We start from the raw sequence: 17,086 nt of genomic DNA on the forward strand, positions 1-17,086 counted from the left end.
ACCGGGCGGCGCCATGCCGCCACGTCGTTGTCAGACCGAGCAACCACCCGGGTCCCCCGCCGGCTTCGGCCACGACGGGACGGCATCCGAGGGTCCCGGAGGGACCGAATGACGGACATGATCGCCGCATGCGAGCAGGCCGCACACGCGGACGGACTCGCCGCAGGACTGGCCGTGGCGCTCGACGGATTCGACACGACCGCCGCCCCGGGCCCGGTCGCCGCCGTACCGTCCGCCTGGGTCACCACCGACGCCGAAGTGCTTCCCCACCACGTGGCCGCCGCGGAGGGCGTCTCCTTCATCCGGTGCGGCGACCGCACCGCGGCCCCCGAGCCCGAGCTCGTCGCCCTCGCCGCCGGCCTCGCCGCGGTCCGCCTGGGCGCCACCCGCCGGCTCACGGGACACGCCGTCGAGCACCTGACCCACCGCACCTCGGGCGGCGAGCCCACCATCCGCAAGCAGCTGGTCCTCGGCACCCTCGCCGATCTGCTCACCGCGGTGGAGGCCATCCGGGCCCAACTGCACGTGGTGCCCCCCACCGTGGCGACGATCGGCGACGTGCACGACCGGATCACCGCCCTGGACTGGGAGGCGGCCAAGCTGCTCGGCGCGAGCGGTTTCCTCGTGGAGAGCCCCGCCCGCAGCGCCCATGTCTCCCAACTCGTCGCCAACTGCTGGGTCGTCCGGGACGGCGTCCGATGACCGGCCTGGACCCCGCGCTGATCGCGATGCGCGCGCTCTTCGCGGAGGCCGTCCCGGACCTCCGCTCCCGGGCGCTGTCCGTGGACGCCGATCCGACCACCATCGGCGCCCATCTGGACGCCCCCGGCCTGGAGATCGTCCGCGGCGCCACGACCCCCCGGCGGTACCTGGGGTCCTCGGCGCCCGACTGGATCCGGGCCCACGACACGGACTCCTGCCTGGCCCGCGTGGTCGGCACCGTCGAACTCGCCCGTGGGGACGCCGCGATGCTCACCGCGAGCCCCGGCCCCTCGCTGGCCGGCGCGGTCGTCGACGCGCTCGGCAGCGAGGCGCAGAAGGAGTACTTCTACGACGCCATCGGCGACGGTGCGACGTGGACGTTCTTCGCCATGACGGAGCCCGGTCTGGGCAGCGACGCGACGATGATGGGCACCCGCCTCGACCGGGACCCCGACGGCGGCTACCGCCTGACCGGCACCAAGCGCTACATCAGCAACGGCACCCGCGGCGCCGTCGGCGCCGTCTTCGCCCGCACGGGCCCGTCGCCGCTGTCGATCCGCGCGGTCCTCGTCGAGTGCCCCGCCGACGGCTTCACGGCCCGCCCCCTGGACATGACGGGGCTGCGCGGCGCGCGGATCAGCGAGCTGGAGTTCGACGGCACGCCGGTCCGTGAGGACATGGTCCTCGGCAGCCATCTGCGGCTCTCGCAGCGGGGCGTCTGGGGCGCCGTGCGCACCTTCAACTACATGCGCGTCCACATCGGCGCGCTGGCCCTGGGCACCGCGATGGCCATCACCGAGTACGTGCAGCGGCACCGGCCCGGGTTCGCCCCGGCGGACGTGATGACCGCCCGGCTGCTCGCGGCCCGCCAGGTGGTGTACGACGCCGCGGCGTCGGTCGACCACGACCCGGACGACCAGCGGCCGCCGTCGGTCGCCAAGCTGCACGCCACCGGCCTCGCCGTGACCGTCGCCCACTGGGCCGCCACGGCGCTGGGCCCCGCGTCCCTGCTCGGGCATCCGCTGCTGGAGAAGTGGTGCCGCGATGTCTACGCCTTCGAGTTCATGGACGGCACGAGCAACATCCAGCGCCTCCAGATCGCCCGGGACCTGTGAGCCCGGCGCCCCCGATCCCCGCAGCCGCCGGACGGCCGAGGAAGGACCCATGAGCACACCCGCGGACACCACACCGCCCCGCTGGTCCGCCCGCGCGTACGACGCGTCGGACGCGGCGGACCGCGCGGCGGCGCTGGCGTTCTTCACCGAACCGGACTTCCACTTCCGCGTCGCCCAGCCCGACACCCGGGCCGAGTGGGAGATCGACGAGGTCCTCGACGACACCGTCCGGCTCCTGTGCGCCGACGGGGAACCGGTCGGCCTGTACGGCGTGGAGGACCAGGGCAGCGAGCACGGCTCGCACGTCCAGGTCGACCTGCGCCTGCGCGCCGCCGCCCCGGAGCACTGGTGGCCGGCGGCCTACGCGGCCGTACGGGACGCCCTGCTGTGGCGCCGCGAACTCGTCCGCGTGACGGTGCGGATCCCGGAGCACGACCACCGCGGCATCGCCGCGGCCCGTGCCGCCGGGCTCACCGAGGAGGGCACGCTCGCGAAGGTCACGCTGCACGACGGAGTGCCGTGCGGCACCGTCTTCTTCTCACAGATTTGGGACCCCCGGTCATGAGGTTGAGAGGCTTCCGCGAGGCCGACCGGACCCTGCTGACCGGGCACTGGCTGCCCGGCGAGCTGCTCGGGCTGCCGGTCGCCGACCGTCCGCCGCTGGCCGAACCGGTCACGGTCGAGCCGCCCGTGGACGACACCACCGAACTGTGCGTCGCCCCCGGTCTCGGTTTCGTGCGCTTCACGGGCGTGGACTGGATCCACCGGCACGCCCGCCTGGAGATCGGTCTGCGGGACACGGCCGAGGACCCGAAGCCGCTGCTGGAGGCCGCGGTCCGGCACGGTTTCGCCGTGCTCGGTCTGCACCGGATCCACGGCTGGGTCACCCCGGCCGCCCACACCGTCGACCCCGTACTGGAGTCGTGCGGTTTCCACCGGGAGGCGACGGTGCCGCAGGCCCTGTGGTTCGCCGGCCGCCCCGTCGACCGGCACGTCTGGAGCGTTCTCGATGCCTGAGCTGGAGCTGCTGGCCCCGGCGGCCGCCGCGGCCGCGCTGGCCGCCGCCGCCGACGACACCGCGCGCGGATTCCTGGGACTCGACCCGGTCACGCAGAACGAGGCGCTGCTCGCCCGGGAGTTGTCCCGCGCGGACGCCGCCGTCTTCCGGTACGGGGACACCGTCCTCGGCTGCCGGGTCAATCCCGACCAGCCCCGGCAGAGCGAGGTGGCGAGCACCACGGCCGACCCGGTCGCGCTCGGCGCCCTGCTGGACTTCCTGCACACCTACCAGCGGTGCGAGTCCTTCGTCGCCCTGGTGCCCGACGCCCTAGACGTCTCCGGCTACACGGCGCTCGGCTTCGCCCCGGTCGGCCTGCTCCGCGAGCACCGGTACGCGGCGGGCCGCTACCACGACGTCCGTGTGCTGCACGGCACGCACGGGGTCACAGCGACAGATCGGCGACCCGCGGCAGGGTGACGACGTCGATCTCCGGCGACGGCACGGTGGTGGCCAGGGCCGCGACCGTGCCATGACCGATCGACAGATCGGTGAGGTGGATGGCCTCCTCCGGCCAGCCGTCCGGCGAACCGTCGACCCGGACGACCGGGCCGTCCACCGACAGCGCGGGGAAGGGCACCTGGAGCAGTCCGTGCCCGGTGAGCTTGACCGTCGCCTCCTTGCGCGCCCAGATCCGGAACAGCGCGGTCCGCAGCGATTCCCCGCTGTGCCCGTCGAGACTCCGCTGCTCGCTCTCCGAGGCGAGCATGCGGACCATCTCCTCGATCTCGATGGTGCGGCTTCCCAGCTCCACGTCCAGCCCGACCCTGGTGCCGGTCGCGGCCGCGATCACGACGAGATCCCCGGTGTGCGAGACGGAGAAGTCGAGCTCCGGCGCCGCCGTGAAGTGCGGCTTCCCGTGGCCGTCGTCCGCACAGTGCGAGCACGCCCGGCTGATCCCGACCTCGGTGGCCGGCACCCCCAGATACCGCGCCCCCAGGGCCCGCTGCACCGCGCGCGACGTGACGAACGTCCTCCGCACCTGCTCCCGGCCCAGCTCGTCGGCACGGGCCAGTTCCGCCGGAGTCAGCAGCCCCCTGGCCTCCCCCTCGGCCCGCTCCGCTTCCACGACCCACATCCGCACGATCATGCGCCCACCCTATTTCCTGCCCGGACGCCGTCGGCGTCACCGGCCGCGATGCCCCCGCCGTCCCCGGCCGGGAGGCGGGGTCCGCGGAGAGGCCGTGAGCTCGGGCCCCGTCAACCGCTCCCACAGGCGTTGGTACGCGGCGGGGTCCCGCTCGAAGTCGGCCGCGGCCGCGAGGGCCGCCCGGTCGGCGTCCTGCCCCCGGAGCAGTTCGACCGAGGTCTGCGTGAACCGCTCGGCCAGACCGTCCCGCCGGGCGTCCGCCAACAGCCGGCGCAGCTCGGCCACCGCCCGCGCGGCGTCCTGTCGGGCCTCAGGGCCGGCCCGCAGCCTGTCCCGCAATCCGGCGGCGGGGATCGCGTCGTCCAGCAGCCGGTCCAGCCGTGCCGTGAGCCTCCGGCCGAGCTCCGCTGTCCCGCGTGCCTGCGGGCCCGCCTCCCGCACCTCCGCGACGGCCCGTTCGTAATCCCCGGCCGCCCACGCGGCGGCCTCGGACAGCCGGGCCGCACGGCGCACGAGCCGTGCCTCCACGCCCAGAACCCGGGGGAGCGCGCGGAGGTTCCCGCCGATCAGCCCCAGGGCGATGAGCGGCGTTCCCACACCGCGCACGCGAAGACCAGGAAGCCCGACGTCAGCACCCAACGGAAGAAAGGCATATGCCTCATCCCGCGCCCCCTCCCCCAGAGGCATCCGAGCGTCCCACGCCCCGGGCGAGCACACGAGAGGGCGGCCCCGACCTTCCGCCACGGGGCACCCGTGGGTTACCTCACACCCCCGGCGCCGTCGCCGGTCCGCGGTCGGCCTGGCCGGAGGGGGAACGCAAGAAGGTCGGCATCGTTTTCACGATGCCGACCTTCTCGACTGGTGCGCGAGGGGGGAGTTGAACCCCCACGCCCTTTCGGGCACTGGAACCTGAATCCAGCGCGTCTGCCTATTCCGCCACCCGCGCATTGGGTGTGCTCCGGACTCTCTCACCTGTCGGTGGGAGCGCCTGGCGACATCTGAAGATTAGCACGCCGCAGACCGTGGATTCACATCCGTTGTTTCGGCCCCACTCCCGGAGAACAAGGTGAGGGGAGGCGCCGGCCGGGACGATGCGGAAGGGGGAGGAGGGGTACGCGGGAGCAGGCGGGGGAGGAGGAAGCCGGAAGGGATCGAGGAGAGGGAGGAGCGGGGAGGAAGGGGACGGACCGCCACGGCTTCCGGACCGCGGCCCCCGGTCCCACAGCCGGGTGCGGGACACTGTCCACAGGCCACCTCTACGATCCGTGGGGAAAGCCTGTGAGAGGTGACACTCGTCCACAGGGCAGAGAAGGGGAACCAGCCGATTTCCCGACGCGTGGATACGATCAGTAAGCAGTACCAGGACGACAACGACGGAGGAGGTGCCCCATGGGAGTCCTGAAGCGATTCGAGCAGCGACTCGAAGGTCTGGTCAACGGCACCTTCGCCAAGGTCTTCAAGTCCGAGGTCCAGCCTGTCGAGATCGCCGGCGCGCTCCAGCGCGAGTGCGACAACAACGCGCAGATCTGGAACCGCGAGCGGACCGTCGTCCCCAACGACTTCATCGTGGAGCTGAGCACGCCGGACTACGAGCGTCTCAGCCCCTACTCGGGCCAGCTCGGCGACGAGCTCGCCGGCCTGGTCCGGGACTACGCGAAGCAGCAGCGGTACACCTTCATGGGCCCGATCAAGGTCCACCTGGAGAAGGCCGACGACCTCGACACCGGCCTGTACCGCGTCCGCAGCCGCACGCTCGCGTCGAGTACGTCACAGCCGCAGCCGCCCGCGGGCGGCCAGCAGCACCACCAGCAGCAGCAGGGCCCGGGACAGGGTCGCGGCGGTTACGGGTACCCCCCGGCCGGCGCCCCGCCCATGCCCGCCGCCCCGCCTCCCGGCGCTCCCGGCCACCGGCCGACGGCCGCCGCGGGCGGTGCCGGAGCCATGCCCGGCCCCGGCACGCACGGCGGTGCGGGCACCCGGGTGCGGCACTGGATCGAGATCAACGGCAACCGCCACCAGATCTCCCGCCCGACCCTGGTCCTCGGCCGCAGCACCGACGCGGACGTGAGGATCGACGATCCCGGCGTCTCCCGCCGGCACTGCGAGATCCGGACCGGAACGCCCTCGACGATCCAGGATCTCGGATCCACCAACGGCATCGTGGTGGACGGGCAGCACACCACCCGCGCTACGCTCCGCGACGGCTCGCGGATCGTCGTGGGCAGCACCACCATCGTTTACCGGCAAGCCGAAGGGTGAAGCGGGGGCAATGTCAGAGCTGACCCTGACGGTCATGCGGTTGGGTTTCCTGGCCGTTCTGTGGCTGTTCGTCATCGTGGCCGTCCAGGTCATCCGCAGCGACCTTTTCGGTACGCGGGTCACCCAGCGCGGTTCGCGGCGCCAGGAGGCGCGGCCCCAGCAGGCCGCCCGCCAGGCCGCCGCGCCGCCGCAGCAGCGCGGCCAGCAGAACACCGGGGGCCGCCAGCGCCGCGGCGCCCCGACCAAACTCGTCGTCTCCGAGGGCACCCTCACCGGCACGACCGTCGCCCTCCAGGGCCAGACGATCACGCTGGGCCGGGCGCACGACTCGACGATCGTGCTGGACGACGACTACGCGTCCAGCCGGCACGCCAGGATCTATCCGGACCGGGACGGCCAGTGGATCGTCGAGGATCTCGGGTCCACGAACGGCACCTACCTCGACCGGACCCGCCTCACCACCGCCACGCCGATTCCGCTGGGCTCGCCGATCCGCATCGGCAAGACCGTCATCGAGCTGCGGAAGTAGTGCGACATCATGAATAGGCGCGAGCGGAGCGAGCGAGCCGGGACGGTCCCCGCAGCGGGCCGTGCCGCGCTCCCGACCGGAGCGACTGAAGCGACCGGAGCGACCGGAGGGTGGGCAGTGTGGGTCGAGACCGGCTGTACCCCGATGCAGCGTCGACAGGGCAGGTGCGCATGACTCTGTCCCTGCGATTCGCCGCGGGCTCGCACAAGGGCATGATCCGCGAGGGGAACGAGGACTCCGGCTACGCCGGGCCCCGCCTGCTCGCCATCGCCGACGGCATGGGCGGCCAGGCGGCCGGCGAGGTCGCCTCCTCCGAGGTGATCTCCACCCTCGTGACGCTCGACGACGACGTCCCCGGCTCCGACATCCTCACCTCGCTCGGTACGGCGGTGCAGCGCGCCAACGACCAGCTCCGGATGATGGTCGAGGAGGACCCGCAGCTGGAGGGCATGGGCACCACGCTCACCGCCCTGCTGTGGACGGGCCAGCGGCTCGGCCTCGTGCACGTCGGCGACTCGCGCGCCTACCTGCTCCGCGACGGCGTCCTCACCCAGATCACCCAGGACCACACCTGGGTCCAGCGCCTCGTCGACGAGGGCCGGATCACCGAGGAAGAGGCCACCACCCACCCGCAGCGCTCGCTCCTCATGCGCGCGCTCGGCAGCGGTGACCACGTCGAACCCGACCTCTCCATCCGCGAGGTCCGGGCCGGCGACCGCTACCTGATCTGCTCCGACGGCCTGTCCGGCGTGGTCTCCCACCAGACCCTCGAGGACACCCTCGCCAGCTACCAGGGCCCGCAGGAGACCGTGCAGGAGCTGATCCAGCTCGCGCTGCGCGGCGGCGGCCCCGACAACATCACGGTGATCGTCGCCGACGTCCTCGACGTCGACGGCGGCGACACCCTCGCCGGTCACCTCAGCGACACCCCGGTCATCGTGGGCGCCGTCGCCGAGAACCAGGCCGCCCAGCTGAACGACGGCGGGGCCATGCAGACCCCGGCCGGCCGCGCCTCCGGCCTCGGCCGGCCCGCACCGCACCACCAGCCGCCCGCCGGCGGCTTCGGCCCGCCCGGCAGCGGCGACGACCACGGGTACGGCGGAATGCCGCCGCAGGGCTCCTTCGAGTCGTACGCGGACGACGACTTCGAGAAGCCGCGCACCGGCCGCAAGTGGCTCAAGCGCTCCTTCTTCCTCGTCCTGGTCCTCGCGCTCGTCGGCGGCGGTCTGTACGGCGGCTGGCGCTGGACCCAGACCCAGTACTTCGTGGGCTCCAAGGACCAGCACGTCGCCCTGTACCAGGGCATCAGCCAGGACCTGGCGTGGATCTCTCTGTCGAAGGTCGAGAAGGACCACCCCGAGATCGAACTCAAGTACCTCCCCGCCTACCAGCGGAAGCAGGTCGAGGACACGATCGCGGGCGGCAGCCTCGGCAAGGCCGAGACGAAGATCTCCGAGCTGTCCGTGCAGGCGTCGGCCTGCAAGAAGACCGAGCAGCGCCGCGAGGCCGCCGAGAAGGCCGCCCCGCCGGCCCAGAAGCCCGCCGGCACCGCCACCCCCGACTCCAAGCCCACCACAGCCGCTCCGACCCCGGGTCCCACCCTCACCGCGGAGGAGCAGAAGCTGGCCTCGAACTGCGGCAAGCAGTAAGCACCCGTAGGGGGCCTTTCACCACCATGAGCGTTGTCACCAACACGACCACCATCGGCGCGATCGAGGCGCCGAGCCGCCGCAACACCGAGCTGGCGCTGCTGGCGTTCGCCGTCGTCATCCCGGTGTTCGCGTACCTCAACGTGGGCCTGGCCATCGACGGCAAGGTCCCGGCCGGCATGGCCGGGTACGGGCTCGGTCTCGCCCTGCTCGCGGGCGTCGCCCACCTCGTGGTGCGCAAGTGGGCCCCGTACGCCGACCCCCTGCTGCTGCCCCTCGCGACCCTGCTCAACGGCATGGGCCTGGTGCTGATCTGGCGGCTGGACCAGTCACCGCGGCTGATCGCCAAGTCCATCCGGGACTTCGGCAGTTTCAGCCCCGACGCCCCGAAGCAGATGCTGTACTCGGCGATCGGCATCGCCATGTTCGTGGGTGTACTGCTGCTGCTGAAGGACCACCGCGTCCTCCAGCGCTACACGTACATCTCCATGGCGGTCTCCCTCGTCCTGCTGCTGCTGCCGCTCGTCCCGGGCCTTGGCACCCCCGTCTACGGCGCCAAGATCTGGATCAACATCGCGGGCTTCTCGATCCAGCCCGGCGAGTTCGCCAAGATCGTGCTGGCGGTCTTCTTCTCCGGCTACCTCATGGTGAAGCGGGACGCCCTGGCCCTGGCCAGCCGCCGCTTCATGGGGCTCTACCTGCCGCGCGGCCGCGACCTCGGCCCGATCCTGACGATCTGGGCGGTCAGCCTCCTCATCCTGATCTTCGAGAACGACCTCGGCACCTCGCTGCTCTTCTTCGGCATGTTCGTGATCATGCTGTACGTGGCGACGGAGCGGACCAGCTGGATCGTCATGGGTCTGCTGATGTCGGTCGCCGGCGCCGTCGGCGTGGCCTCGTTCGCGAGCCACGTCCAGGCCCGTGTGGACGCCTGGGCCGACCCCTTCGCCTGCGCGGAGACCGTTCCGGCCTGTGACCAGATGACCCAGGTGCTGATGTCCTTCGGCTCCGGCGGCATCCTCGGCACCGGCCTCGGCCAGGGCAACTCGGACCTCATCGGCTTCGCCGCCAACTCCGACTTCATCTTCGCCACCGTCGGCGAGGAGCTCGGACTGGCCGGCGTCATGGTCTTCCTGCTCATCTACGGGCTGATCGTCGAGCGCGGTGCCCGCACCGCCCTCGCCGCCCGCGACCCCTTCGGCAAGCTGCTCGCGATGGGCCTCTCCGGCGCCTTCGCACTCCAGATCTTCGTCGTCGCCGGCGGTGTGATGGGCCTCATCCCGCTCACCGGTATGACGATGCCCTTCCTGGCGTACGGCGGTTCCTCCGTGATCGCCAACTGGGCCCTGATCGGCATCCTGATCCGGATCAGCGACACCGCGCGCCGTCCCGCGCCCGCACCCGCCCCGTCACCCGACGCCGAGATGACCCAGGTGGTCCGTCCGTGAACAAGCCGCTGCGGCGGGTCGCGATCTTCTGCGGCCTGCTCGTCCTCGCCCTGCTCCTACGGGACAACTGGCTGCAGTTCGTCCGCGCCGACGAACTGAACGCGCACTCGCGCAACAAGCGCGTGCAGATCGAGCGGTACGCCAACGTCCGCGGCAACATCATCGTCGACGGCAAGCCGATCACCGGCTCCGTCGACTCCCAGGACACGTTCTACAAGTACAAGCGCACCTACACCGACGGCCCCATGTGGGCCCCGGTCACCGGCTACGCCTCGCAGGCGTACGACGCCAACCAGATCGAGAAGATCGAGGACGGCATCCTCACCGGCAACGACGACCGGCTCTTCTTCGACCGCACGCTCGCCATGTTCACCGGCGAGAAGAAGAAGGGTGGCGATGTCATCACCACCCTGAACGGCGCGGCGCAGAAGGCCGCCTTCGAGGGCCTCGGCAACAAGACGGGCGCCGTCGTCGCCATCGAGCCGAAGACTGGCAAGATCCTGGCGATGGCCTCCACGCCCTCGTACGACCCCTCCTCCTTCGCCGGCTACTCCGGCAAGGACGAGAAGGCGTGGGTCGCGCTGGAGAAGGACAAGAACAAGCCCAAGCTGAACCGCGCGATCCGCGAGATCTACCCGCCCGGCTCCGTCTTCAAGGTCGTGACCGCGGCCGCGGCGCTGGAGAACGGCAAGATCACCGACATCAACGCGCCGACGGACACCCCTGAGCCGTACATCCTGCCGCTCTCCACCGTGCCGATGAAGAACCACGCGCGCGGCTGCAAGAACGCTTCCTTGAACCAGGCGCTGGAAGTCTCGTGCAACTCGGTCTTCGCCAAGCTCGGCGACGAGGTCGGCCGGGACAAGATGGTGGAGATGGCGGAGAAGTTCGGCTTCAACGCCGAGCAGTTCGTCCCGGTGCGCGCGGCCGCCTCCGTCTACGACAAGAAGATGGACCGCGGCGGTAACGCCCAGTCGTCCATCGGCCAGTTCAACACGGCGACCACCCCGCTCCAGATGGCGATGGTCACAGCGGCGATCGCCAACGACGGCAAGCTGATGAAGCCGTACATGATCGACCAGCTGCGGGCCCCGAACCTCGACATCCTCAAGCAGAACGAGCCGGAGGAGATGAGCCGCCCGGTCTCGCCGGCGAACGCCCAGCTGCTCCAGCAGATGATGGAGAACGTCGTCACCGACGGCACCGGCGGCAACGCCGACCTGAACATGGACGGCGTGAAGGTCGGCGGCAAGACGGGTACGGCCCAGCACGGCGAGAAGAACGCCAAGCGGCCGTACGCGTGGTTCATCTCGTACGCGAAGACCGCCGAGGGCTCCCCGGTCGCGGTCGCCGTGGTCGTCGAGGACTCGGCCGGCACGGACCGTGAGGACATCAGCGGTGGCGGCCTGGCGGCCCCGATCGCGAAGGCCGTCATGAAGGCCGTCATGAAGAGCCGGGGCTGATCTCCGGACCCGGTACGCACCAGGTACCGGTCAGGTATCAGCTACCGGCCCCGGGCGGATCGCGTTCCCGGGGCCGGTAGCGTATGCGCGAACAGCACACACCGCCGGACCACCCATGGGTGCGGTCGGGACAGACGGAGAGGGCTGGATTAGCTATGGAAGAGCCGCGTCGCCTCGGCGGCCGGTACGAGCTGGGCTCGGTGCTCGGCCGTGGCGGCATGGCCGAGGTGTACCTCGCCCAGGACACCCGGCTCGGCCGCACCGTCGCCGTGAAGACGCTGCGGGCCGACCTGGCCCGTGATCCGTCCTTCCAGGCCCGGTTCCGCCGTGAGGCACAGTCCGCCGCCTCGCTGAACCACCCGGCGATCGTCGCGGTGTACGACACCGGTGAGGACTACGTCGACGGGGTCTCCATCCCGTACATCGTGATGGAGTACGTCGACGGGTCGACCCTGCGTGAGCTGCTGCACTCCGGGCGCAAGCTGCTGCCCGAGCGCACCCTCGAGATGACGGTCGGCATCCTCCAGGCGCTGGAGTACTCGCACCGCGCCGGCATCGTGCACCGTGACATCAAGCCGGCGAACGTCATGCTGACGCGCACCGGCCAGGTCAAGGTCATGGACTTCGGCATCGCGCGCGCCATGGGCGACGCGGGCATGACCATGACGCAGACCGCCGCGGTGATCGGCACGGCCCAGTACCTCTCCCCCGAGCAGGCCAAGGGCGAGCAGGTCGACGCCCGCTCCGACCTGTACTCCACGGGCTGCCTGCTCTACGAGCTGCTCACGGTCCGGCCCCCCTTCATCGGCGACTCCCCGGTCGCGGTCGCGTACCAGCACGTGCGCGAGGAGCCGCAGCAGCCGAGCAACTTCGACGCCGAGATCACGCCGGAGATGGACGCCATCGTCCTCAAGGCGCTGGTCAAGGACCCCGACTACCGCTACCAGTCCGCCGACGAGATGCGCGCGGACATCGAGGCGTGCCTCGACGGCCAGCCGGTCGCCGCGGCGGCCGCGATGGGCATGGGGATGGGCATGGCGGGCGCGCCGGCGTACGGCGGGGGCTACGGCGGTTACCCGCCGGAGGACCAGCCGACCACGGCCCTGCGCCAGGCGGACCCGGGCGGCCAGACGTCCATGCTGCCCCCGATCAACCCGGACGACGGCGGCTACGGCTACGACGACCGTCCGGACCGCCGTCGCGGCGGTGGCCAGAAGAAGTCGAACACCTCGACGATCCTGCTGGTCCTGGCGGGCATCCTGGTGCTCGTCGGCGCGATCTTCATCGGCGTCTCGATCTTCGACAAGAACGACGCCCCGCAGCAGGTCACCGTGCCGCAGCTGGTCGGCCAGGACATGAAGGCGGCGACCAGTCTGGCGGGCAACGCCCAGGTGAAGGCCGCGCAGGCCGGCACCGAGCGCTGCGACCAGCCCAAGGGCCTGATCTGCCGGCAGACCCCGGTCGCCGACAACGTGGCCAAGATGGACGTCGGCGGCACCGTCCAGGTGTACCTCTCCGAGGGCGCCCCCCTCGTGGAGGTCCCGGACGTCGTCGAGCAGTCCGAGGAGCGCGCCAGGGAGAGCCTGGAGAGCAAGGGCTTCAAGGTCAAGGTCGAGCAGCAGGAGTCGGAGGAGGACCCCGGTACGGTCCTCAGCCAGAACCCGCAGAGCAACACCAAGGCGGAGAAGAACACCGAGGTGACGATCACCGTCGCGAAGCAGAACCAGACCACGGTTCCGCCGGTCGTCGGCAACCAGCTCGCGCAGGCCAAGCAGCAGCTCGAGTCGCTGAAGTTCGTGGTCCTCGTCGAGTACGTCGACTCCGAGCAGCCCAAGGACCAGGTCCTGGAGCAGAACCCGGACGGCAACGCCAAGGCGCCCGAGGGTTCCGAGGTCAGGCTGAAGGTCTCCAAGGGCCCGCAGCAGACCCAGGTCCAGATCCCCACGGGCCTGACCGGCAGGAAGTTCAAGGAGGTCCGGGACCAGCTCCAGGGCCTCGGCCTGACGGTGGTCCAGCAGGGCTCCGACAAGGAGGACGCCATGGTCCTCGGCACGAACCCGCCGGAAGGGACGCCGGTCAACTCGACCGACACCATCACCGTCGTCACGATGGGCGGCGGGGACAACAACAACGGGGACAACCGCGGCGGCGGCTTCTTCGGCTGACGCTCGTCCCCGAGCACCACGACAGCACCTGTGGGAGAGCCCCGGCATCCAGGACGGATGCCGGGGCTCTCCCGTCGAGCGAGTGCTCGGCCGCTCGCTCAGCGCACGCTCAGCGCAGTTCCGCCGGGGGCGTGCGGTCGCGGTCGACCTTCTCCGCGCGCTCCAGCTCGCCCCAGACGATGTAGCGGTAGTCCGAGGTGTACATCGGGGTGCAGGTGGTCAGCGTGATGTAGCGGCCGGGCTTGGTCCTGCCCGACTCCTCGGGGACGGGCTGGAGGACGTCCACGTTGTACTTCGTGGTCTCCGGCAGGGTCTTGTAGACCTTGTAGACGTACCAGGTGTCCTTGGTCTCGAAGACGATGGAGTCCCCGGTCTTCAGCTTGTGGATGTTGTGGAACTTGGCGCCGTGGCCGTCCCGGTGCGCGGCCAGGGTGAAGTTGCCCTGCTTGTCCTGCGGGAGCGCGGACTTGACCGGGTCGGTGTAGTAGCCGGCGACGCCGTGGTTGAGGACGTCGGTGCCGGTGCCCCGCTTCACCAGGACCTCGCCGTTCCTCATGGCGGGGACGTGGAGGAAGCCGATGCCGTCCTTGGTGTCGAGCGCGCCGGGGCCCTGGTCGGCCCACTGGTCGCGGACCTGGGCGCCGTCCTTGTCGGCGGCGCGGTCGGCGAGGACGTTGGTCCACCACAGCGAGTAGACGACGAAGAGTCCGAGCACCAGGCCCGCTGTGATGAGGAGTTCGCCGAAGACGCTGATGATCCCGGCGATCCGGTTGCGCGCGCGTGCCACTAGGTCGTCCCGTCGTCCCGTCCGGAGGTGTGGGGTCTCAGCCTACGAGCGCTTGCGGCTTTCCCTTGCTGCGCGGGCGTTCCTCGACCAGCCTGCCCCACACGATCATGCGGTAGGTGCTGGTGAACTCGGGTGTGCAGGTGGTCAGCGTGATGAACCGGCCGGGCTCGGTGAAACCCGAGCCCTTCGGGACGGGTTGGATGACCGAGACGTTCGACGGCGAGGTCTGGGGCAGGATGCTAGCCATCTCGTACGTGTAGTACGCGTTCTGCGTCTCGACCACGATGGGGTCGCCGGGCGTGAGCCGGTTGATGTAGCGGAACGGTTCGCCGTGGGTGTTGCGGTGGCCGGCGACGGCGAAGTTGCCCTGCTTGTCGGCGGGCATGGCCGTCTTGAGCGTGCCCTCGCCGTAGTGGCCGACCATGCCCTTGTCGAGGACCTTGCTCTTGCTGATGCCCTCGGCGATGGGGACGACGACGTCCAGTTTGGGGATGTACATGATGGCGAAGCCCTGCCCGGGCTCGAAGGCGTCGGGCTTGTCGCCGTCGTCCTCGCCCTTGGCCCAGGTGTCCTCGATCTGCTCCTTCGCCCGGTCGGTCTCCTGCCCGGCCAGGACGTTGGTCCACCACAGCTGGTAGGTGACGAAGAGCAGCATGACGACGCCGAGGGAGATGAAGACCTCGCCGACGGCCCGGCTGGCGATGACGCCGACGCTGTCCTTGGCGGCGCGGGCGGCGCGCCGGGCCTCGACGCGCGAGAGCGGCCGGTCCTCGGCGGGGGTTCGTGCGGAGGTCGCGGGGGCGGCGCCCCGGCTCTTGCCCCGGCCGCCCTTGGCGGCGCGGCGCCGCTCGGCCCGCCCGGGGCCCTGAGGGGCCTCCACGGCCCGCAGGGCCATCGTCTCGTCCCGCGGGGACTCCGGGGCCCCTTCCGCCTCGTACGGCTCCTCCACGGCCCCGTACGGGGCCTCGTGGGCAGGCTCGTACGGGGCCACGGGCTCGGGCTCGTACGCGGGTGTGGTCTGAGGCTCGTATGCGGGCACGGGCTCGGGCTCGTACGCGGGTGTCGGCTGGGGCGGGTAAGCCGCCTGTGGCCCCGGTGCGTAAGGCTGCTCCGGCTGGGGCGCGTACCCCGTCTCCGGACCCGGTGCGTAGGGCTGCTCCGGCTCGTACGGGGACGGCTGCGCGTACCCGTACGGGTCCGCGGGTATCGGCTCGGGTTCCGGTGCGTTCGACGCCCGGAACCACGGCGAGCCCGTCGTCACGCGACGGCCTTGCCCACCACCGGCGCGAGCCCCGCCGACCTGCCGACGGCCCCCTTGTCGCCGCACTGCTCCAGCCAGTTGGCGAGCATCAGGTGCCCGTGCTCGGTGAGGACCGACTCGGGGTGGAACTGAACGCCTTCGACGGGCAGTTCACGGTGGCGCAGGCCCATGATGATGCCGTCCTCGGTCCGCGCGGTGACCTCGAGCTCGGCCGGCAGGGCGGCGGGCTCGGCGGCCAGCGAGTGGTAGCGGGTCGCGGTGAACGGCGAGGGCAGCCCCGCGAAGACGCCCTGGCCCTCGTGCGTGACGGGCGAGGTCTTGCCGTGCAGCAGCTCGGGCGCCCGGTCGACGACGCCGCCGTACGCCACGGCCATCGACTGCATGCCGAGGCAGACGCCGAAGACGGGCACGCCGGTGGCGGCGCAGTGCCGGACCATGTCGATGCAGACCCCGGCCTGTTCGGGTGCGCCGGGGCCGGGCGAGAGCAGGACGCCGTCGAAGCCGTCCTGGGCGTGGCTCAGCTCGACCTCGTCGTTGCGGCGGACCTCGCACTCGGCACCGAGCTGGTAGAGGTACTGCACGAGGTTGAAGACGAAGCTGTCGTAGTTGTCGACGACGAGAATGCGCGCGCTCACTGGCCGTCCACCGTCACATCGTTGAACGGAAGCAGCGGCTCCGCCCAGGGGAACACGTACTGGAACAGGACGTAGACGACCGCGAGGACCAGCACGATCGAGAGCAGCGCACGTACCCACGCGTTGCCCGGCAGATGCCGCCAGATCCAGCCGTACATGACGTCGACCGCCCCTTCCGTTCGTTACGGGGACCAGAGTACGGGTCGACGGGGCCGTGCAGGGTCAGCTGTCCAAAGCCTGTGGACGACCGTCGGTCACCGGCTGCGTGGCGTCGAGGTGCGCCCAGACGACCAGCCGGTGGCTGCTGCCCCACTCGGGGTCGCAGGTGGTGAGGGTGAGGTAGCGCCCCGGCCCGGCGAAGCCGGATCTGCGGGGCACCGGGTCGACGACGGCGACGTCGCCCGGAACGGTCCGGTAGGGGCCGCGGTCGACGCGGTAGGTGAACCAGGTCGTCCCGTCGGTGAGGACGACCGCGTCCCCGGCGCGCAGCCGGGGGAAGTCCTTGAAGGGGTCGCCGTAGGTGCGGCGGTGGCCGGCGACGGCGAAGTTCCCGGTCGCCCCGAGCCGGGCGGTGGCCGCGTAGTGCCCGAGGCCCTTCTTGAGGACGCCGGTGCCGGTGCCTTCGAGGACCGGCCACTTCCAGTCCCTGCCGAGCCGCGGGACGTACATGACGGCGATGCCCTTGCCGGGGACGTACGGCGGCTCCACGCGCGCGGGGGCGGACGCGGGTCCGGGCGCCGTGGGGACGGGGGTGCTCGCCCACGCGCGCTGGAGGGTGTCGATCTGCGCGGCTCCGGCGAGGTCGGCCTGGACGCCGGTCCAGTAGAGGACGTAGACGACGAAGAGGACGATCAGGGTGCCGACGGTGAGGCACAGCTCGCTGAAGGTCCGCACGACGAGACGCAAGCGGCCCTCCGCTCTCCCGC

General features: G+C 71.2%; 18 protein-coding genes and 1 tRNA gene. 11 read left to right on the forward strand and 8 right to left on the reverse strand.

The window, feature by feature from the left end; genetic code table 11:
- The first annotated feature begins 108 nt into the window (after positions 1–108).
- Genes ACFVZH_RS23255 through ACFVZH_RS23275 form a run of 5 tightly spaced genes read left to right on the forward strand, consistent with a single transcriptional unit; the run spans position 109 to position 3,294 of the window.
- Positions 109–702: an acyl-CoA dehydrogenase family protein gene (locus ACFVZH_RS23255; protein ID WP_384899827.1), complete on the forward strand. Its 594-nt coding sequence runs from the start codon at positions 109–111 to the stop codon at positions 700–702.
- Positions 699–1,817, forward strand: coding sequence for an acyl-CoA dehydrogenase family protein (locus ACFVZH_RS23260; RefSeq protein ID WP_384899829.1), 1,119 nt, complete (start codon positions 699–701; stop codon positions 1,815–1,817). The genes ACFVZH_RS23255 and ACFVZH_RS23260 overlap by 4 nt, the downstream gene beginning before the upstream one ends.
- Positions 1,818–1,866: 49 nt before the next feature.
- Positions 1,867–2,382 (forward strand): hypothetical protein, encoded by a 516-nt coding sequence (locus tag ACFVZH_RS23265; RefSeq protein WP_384899831.1) that lies wholly within the window; start codon positions 1,867–1,869, stop codon positions 2,380–2,382.
- Positions 2,379–2,834: a GNAT family N-acetyltransferase gene (locus ACFVZH_RS23270; RefSeq protein WP_384899832.1), complete on the forward strand. Its 456-nt coding sequence runs from the start codon at positions 2,379–2,381 to the stop codon at positions 2,832–2,834. The genes ACFVZH_RS23265 and ACFVZH_RS23270 overlap by 4 nt, the downstream gene beginning before the upstream one ends.
- A complete protein-coding gene (locus ACFVZH_RS23275) occupies positions 2,827–3,294 on the forward strand; it encodes a hypothetical protein (RefSeq protein WP_384899834.1) in 468 nt (155 codons plus the stop codon). Before ACFVZH_RS23270 ends, ACFVZH_RS23275 begins: the two co-directional genes overlap by 8 nt.
- Here ACFVZH_RS23275 and ACFVZH_RS23280 read toward each other — a convergent pair.
- The 3 genes from ACFVZH_RS23280 to ACFVZH_RS23290 all read right to left on the reverse strand — a co-directional run bounded on the left by ACFVZH_RS23280 (position 3,260) and on the right by ACFVZH_RS23290 (position 4,910).
- The gene (locus ACFVZH_RS23280) at positions 3,260–3,964 is read right to left on the reverse strand and encodes a 4'-phosphopantetheinyl transferase family protein (RefSeq protein WP_384899836.1); all 705 of its coding nucleotides are present in this window, start codon (positions 3,962–3,964) and stop codon (positions 3,260–3,262) included. The two genes, ACFVZH_RS23275 and ACFVZH_RS23280, sit on opposite strands and share 35 nt — an antisense overlap.
- Before the next feature lie 36 nt (positions 3,965–4,000).
- Positions 4,001–4,561: a hypothetical protein gene (locus ACFVZH_RS23285; RefSeq protein ID WP_384899838.1), complete on the reverse strand. Its 561-nt coding sequence runs from the start codon at positions 4,559–4,561 to the stop codon at positions 4,001–4,003.
- A gap of 262 nt (positions 4,562–4,823) precedes the next feature.
- A tRNA-Leu gene (locus ACFVZH_RS23290) sits at positions 4,824–4,910 on the reverse strand.
- 443 nt (positions 4,911–5,353) lie between these two features.
- On the opposite strand from ACFVZH_RS23290, the gene ACFVZH_RS23295 reads away from it, so the two are divergent.
- The 6 genes from ACFVZH_RS23295 to pknB all read left to right on the forward strand — a co-directional run bounded on the left by ACFVZH_RS23295 (position 5,354) and on the right by pknB (position 13,477).
- On the forward strand, positions 5,354–6,223 hold the full coding sequence (locus ACFVZH_RS23295; RefSeq protein WP_384899840.1) for an FhaA domain-containing protein: 870 nt from the start codon (positions 5,354–5,356) through the stop codon (positions 6,221–6,223).
- Between the two features lie 10 nt (positions 6,224–6,233).
- Positions 6,234–6,752 (forward strand): FHA domain-containing protein, encoded by a 519-nt coding sequence (locus ACFVZH_RS23300; protein WP_384899842.1) that lies wholly within the window; start codon positions 6,234–6,236, stop codon positions 6,750–6,752.
- A gap of 170 nt (positions 6,753–6,922) precedes the next feature.
- Positions 6,923–8,401, forward strand: coding sequence for a Stp1/IreP family PP2C-type Ser/Thr phosphatase (locus ACFVZH_RS23305; RefSeq protein ID WP_384899844.1), 1,479 nt, complete (start codon positions 6,923–6,925; stop codon positions 8,399–8,401).
- A gap of 26 nt (positions 8,402–8,427) precedes the next feature.
- Entirely contained in the window at positions 8,428–9,849 is a 1,422-nt protein-coding gene (locus ACFVZH_RS23310; RefSeq protein WP_384899846.1) for an FtsW/RodA/SpoVE family cell cycle protein, read from the forward strand.
- Positions 9,846–11,312 carry a peptidoglycan D,D-transpeptidase FtsI family protein gene (locus tag ACFVZH_RS23315; protein ID WP_384899847.1) on the forward strand — a complete coding sequence of 489 codons (1,467 nt, stop codon included), beginning with the start codon at positions 9,846–9,848 and terminating at the stop codon, positions 11,310–11,312. The genes ACFVZH_RS23310 and ACFVZH_RS23315 overlap by 4 nt, the downstream gene beginning before the upstream one ends.
- 155 nt (positions 11,313–11,467) lie before the next feature.
- Positions 11,468–13,477 carry a Stk1 family PASTA domain-containing Ser/Thr kinase gene (gene pknB / locus ACFVZH_RS23320; RefSeq protein WP_384899849.1) on the forward strand — a complete coding sequence of 670 codons (2,010 nt, stop codon included), beginning with the start codon at positions 11,468–11,470 and terminating at the stop codon, positions 13,475–13,477.
- Positions 13,478–13,586: 109 nt separating this feature from the next.
- On the opposite strand, the gene ACFVZH_RS23325 is transcribed toward pknB, so the two are convergent.
- The 5 genes from ACFVZH_RS23325 to ACFVZH_RS23345 form a co-directional block, all read right to left on the reverse strand.
- The gene (locus tag ACFVZH_RS23325) at positions 13,587–14,264 is read right to left on the reverse strand and encodes a class E sortase (protein WP_384899851.1); all 678 of its coding nucleotides are present in this window, start codon (positions 14,262–14,264) and stop codon (positions 13,587–13,589) included.
- A 37-nt stretch (positions 14,265–14,301) separates the two neighbouring features.
- On the reverse strand, positions 14,302–15,525 hold the full coding sequence (locus ACFVZH_RS23330; protein ID WP_384899852.1) for a class E sortase: 1,224 nt from the start codon (positions 15,523–15,525) through the stop codon (positions 14,302–14,304).
- Entirely contained in the window at positions 15,522–16,160 is a 639-nt protein-coding gene (locus ACFVZH_RS23335) for an aminodeoxychorismate/anthranilate synthase component II (RefSeq protein WP_384899855.1), read from the reverse strand. Before ACFVZH_RS23335 ends, ACFVZH_RS23330 begins: the two co-directional genes overlap by 4 nt.
- Positions 16,157–16,318 carry a hypothetical protein gene (locus ACFVZH_RS23340; RefSeq protein ID WP_017240377.1) on the reverse strand — a complete coding sequence of 54 codons (162 nt, stop codon included), beginning with the start codon at positions 16,316–16,318 and terminating at the stop codon, positions 16,157–16,159. Before ACFVZH_RS23340 ends, ACFVZH_RS23335 begins: the two co-directional genes overlap by 4 nt.
- Positions 16,319–16,382: 64 nt before the next feature.
- Positions 16,383–17,066, reverse strand: a complete 684-nt coding sequence (locus tag ACFVZH_RS23345) for a class E sortase (protein WP_384899857.1) — start codon at positions 17,064–17,066, stop codon at positions 16,383–16,385.
- Positions 17,067–17,086 lie beyond the last annotated feature (20 nt).

Origin of the sequence: Streptomyces sp. NPDC059534 (genome assembly GCF_042743475.1) — a bacterium.
Taxonomy (GTDB): domain Bacteria; phylum Actinomycetota; class Actinomycetes; order Streptomycetales; family Streptomycetaceae; genus Streptomyces.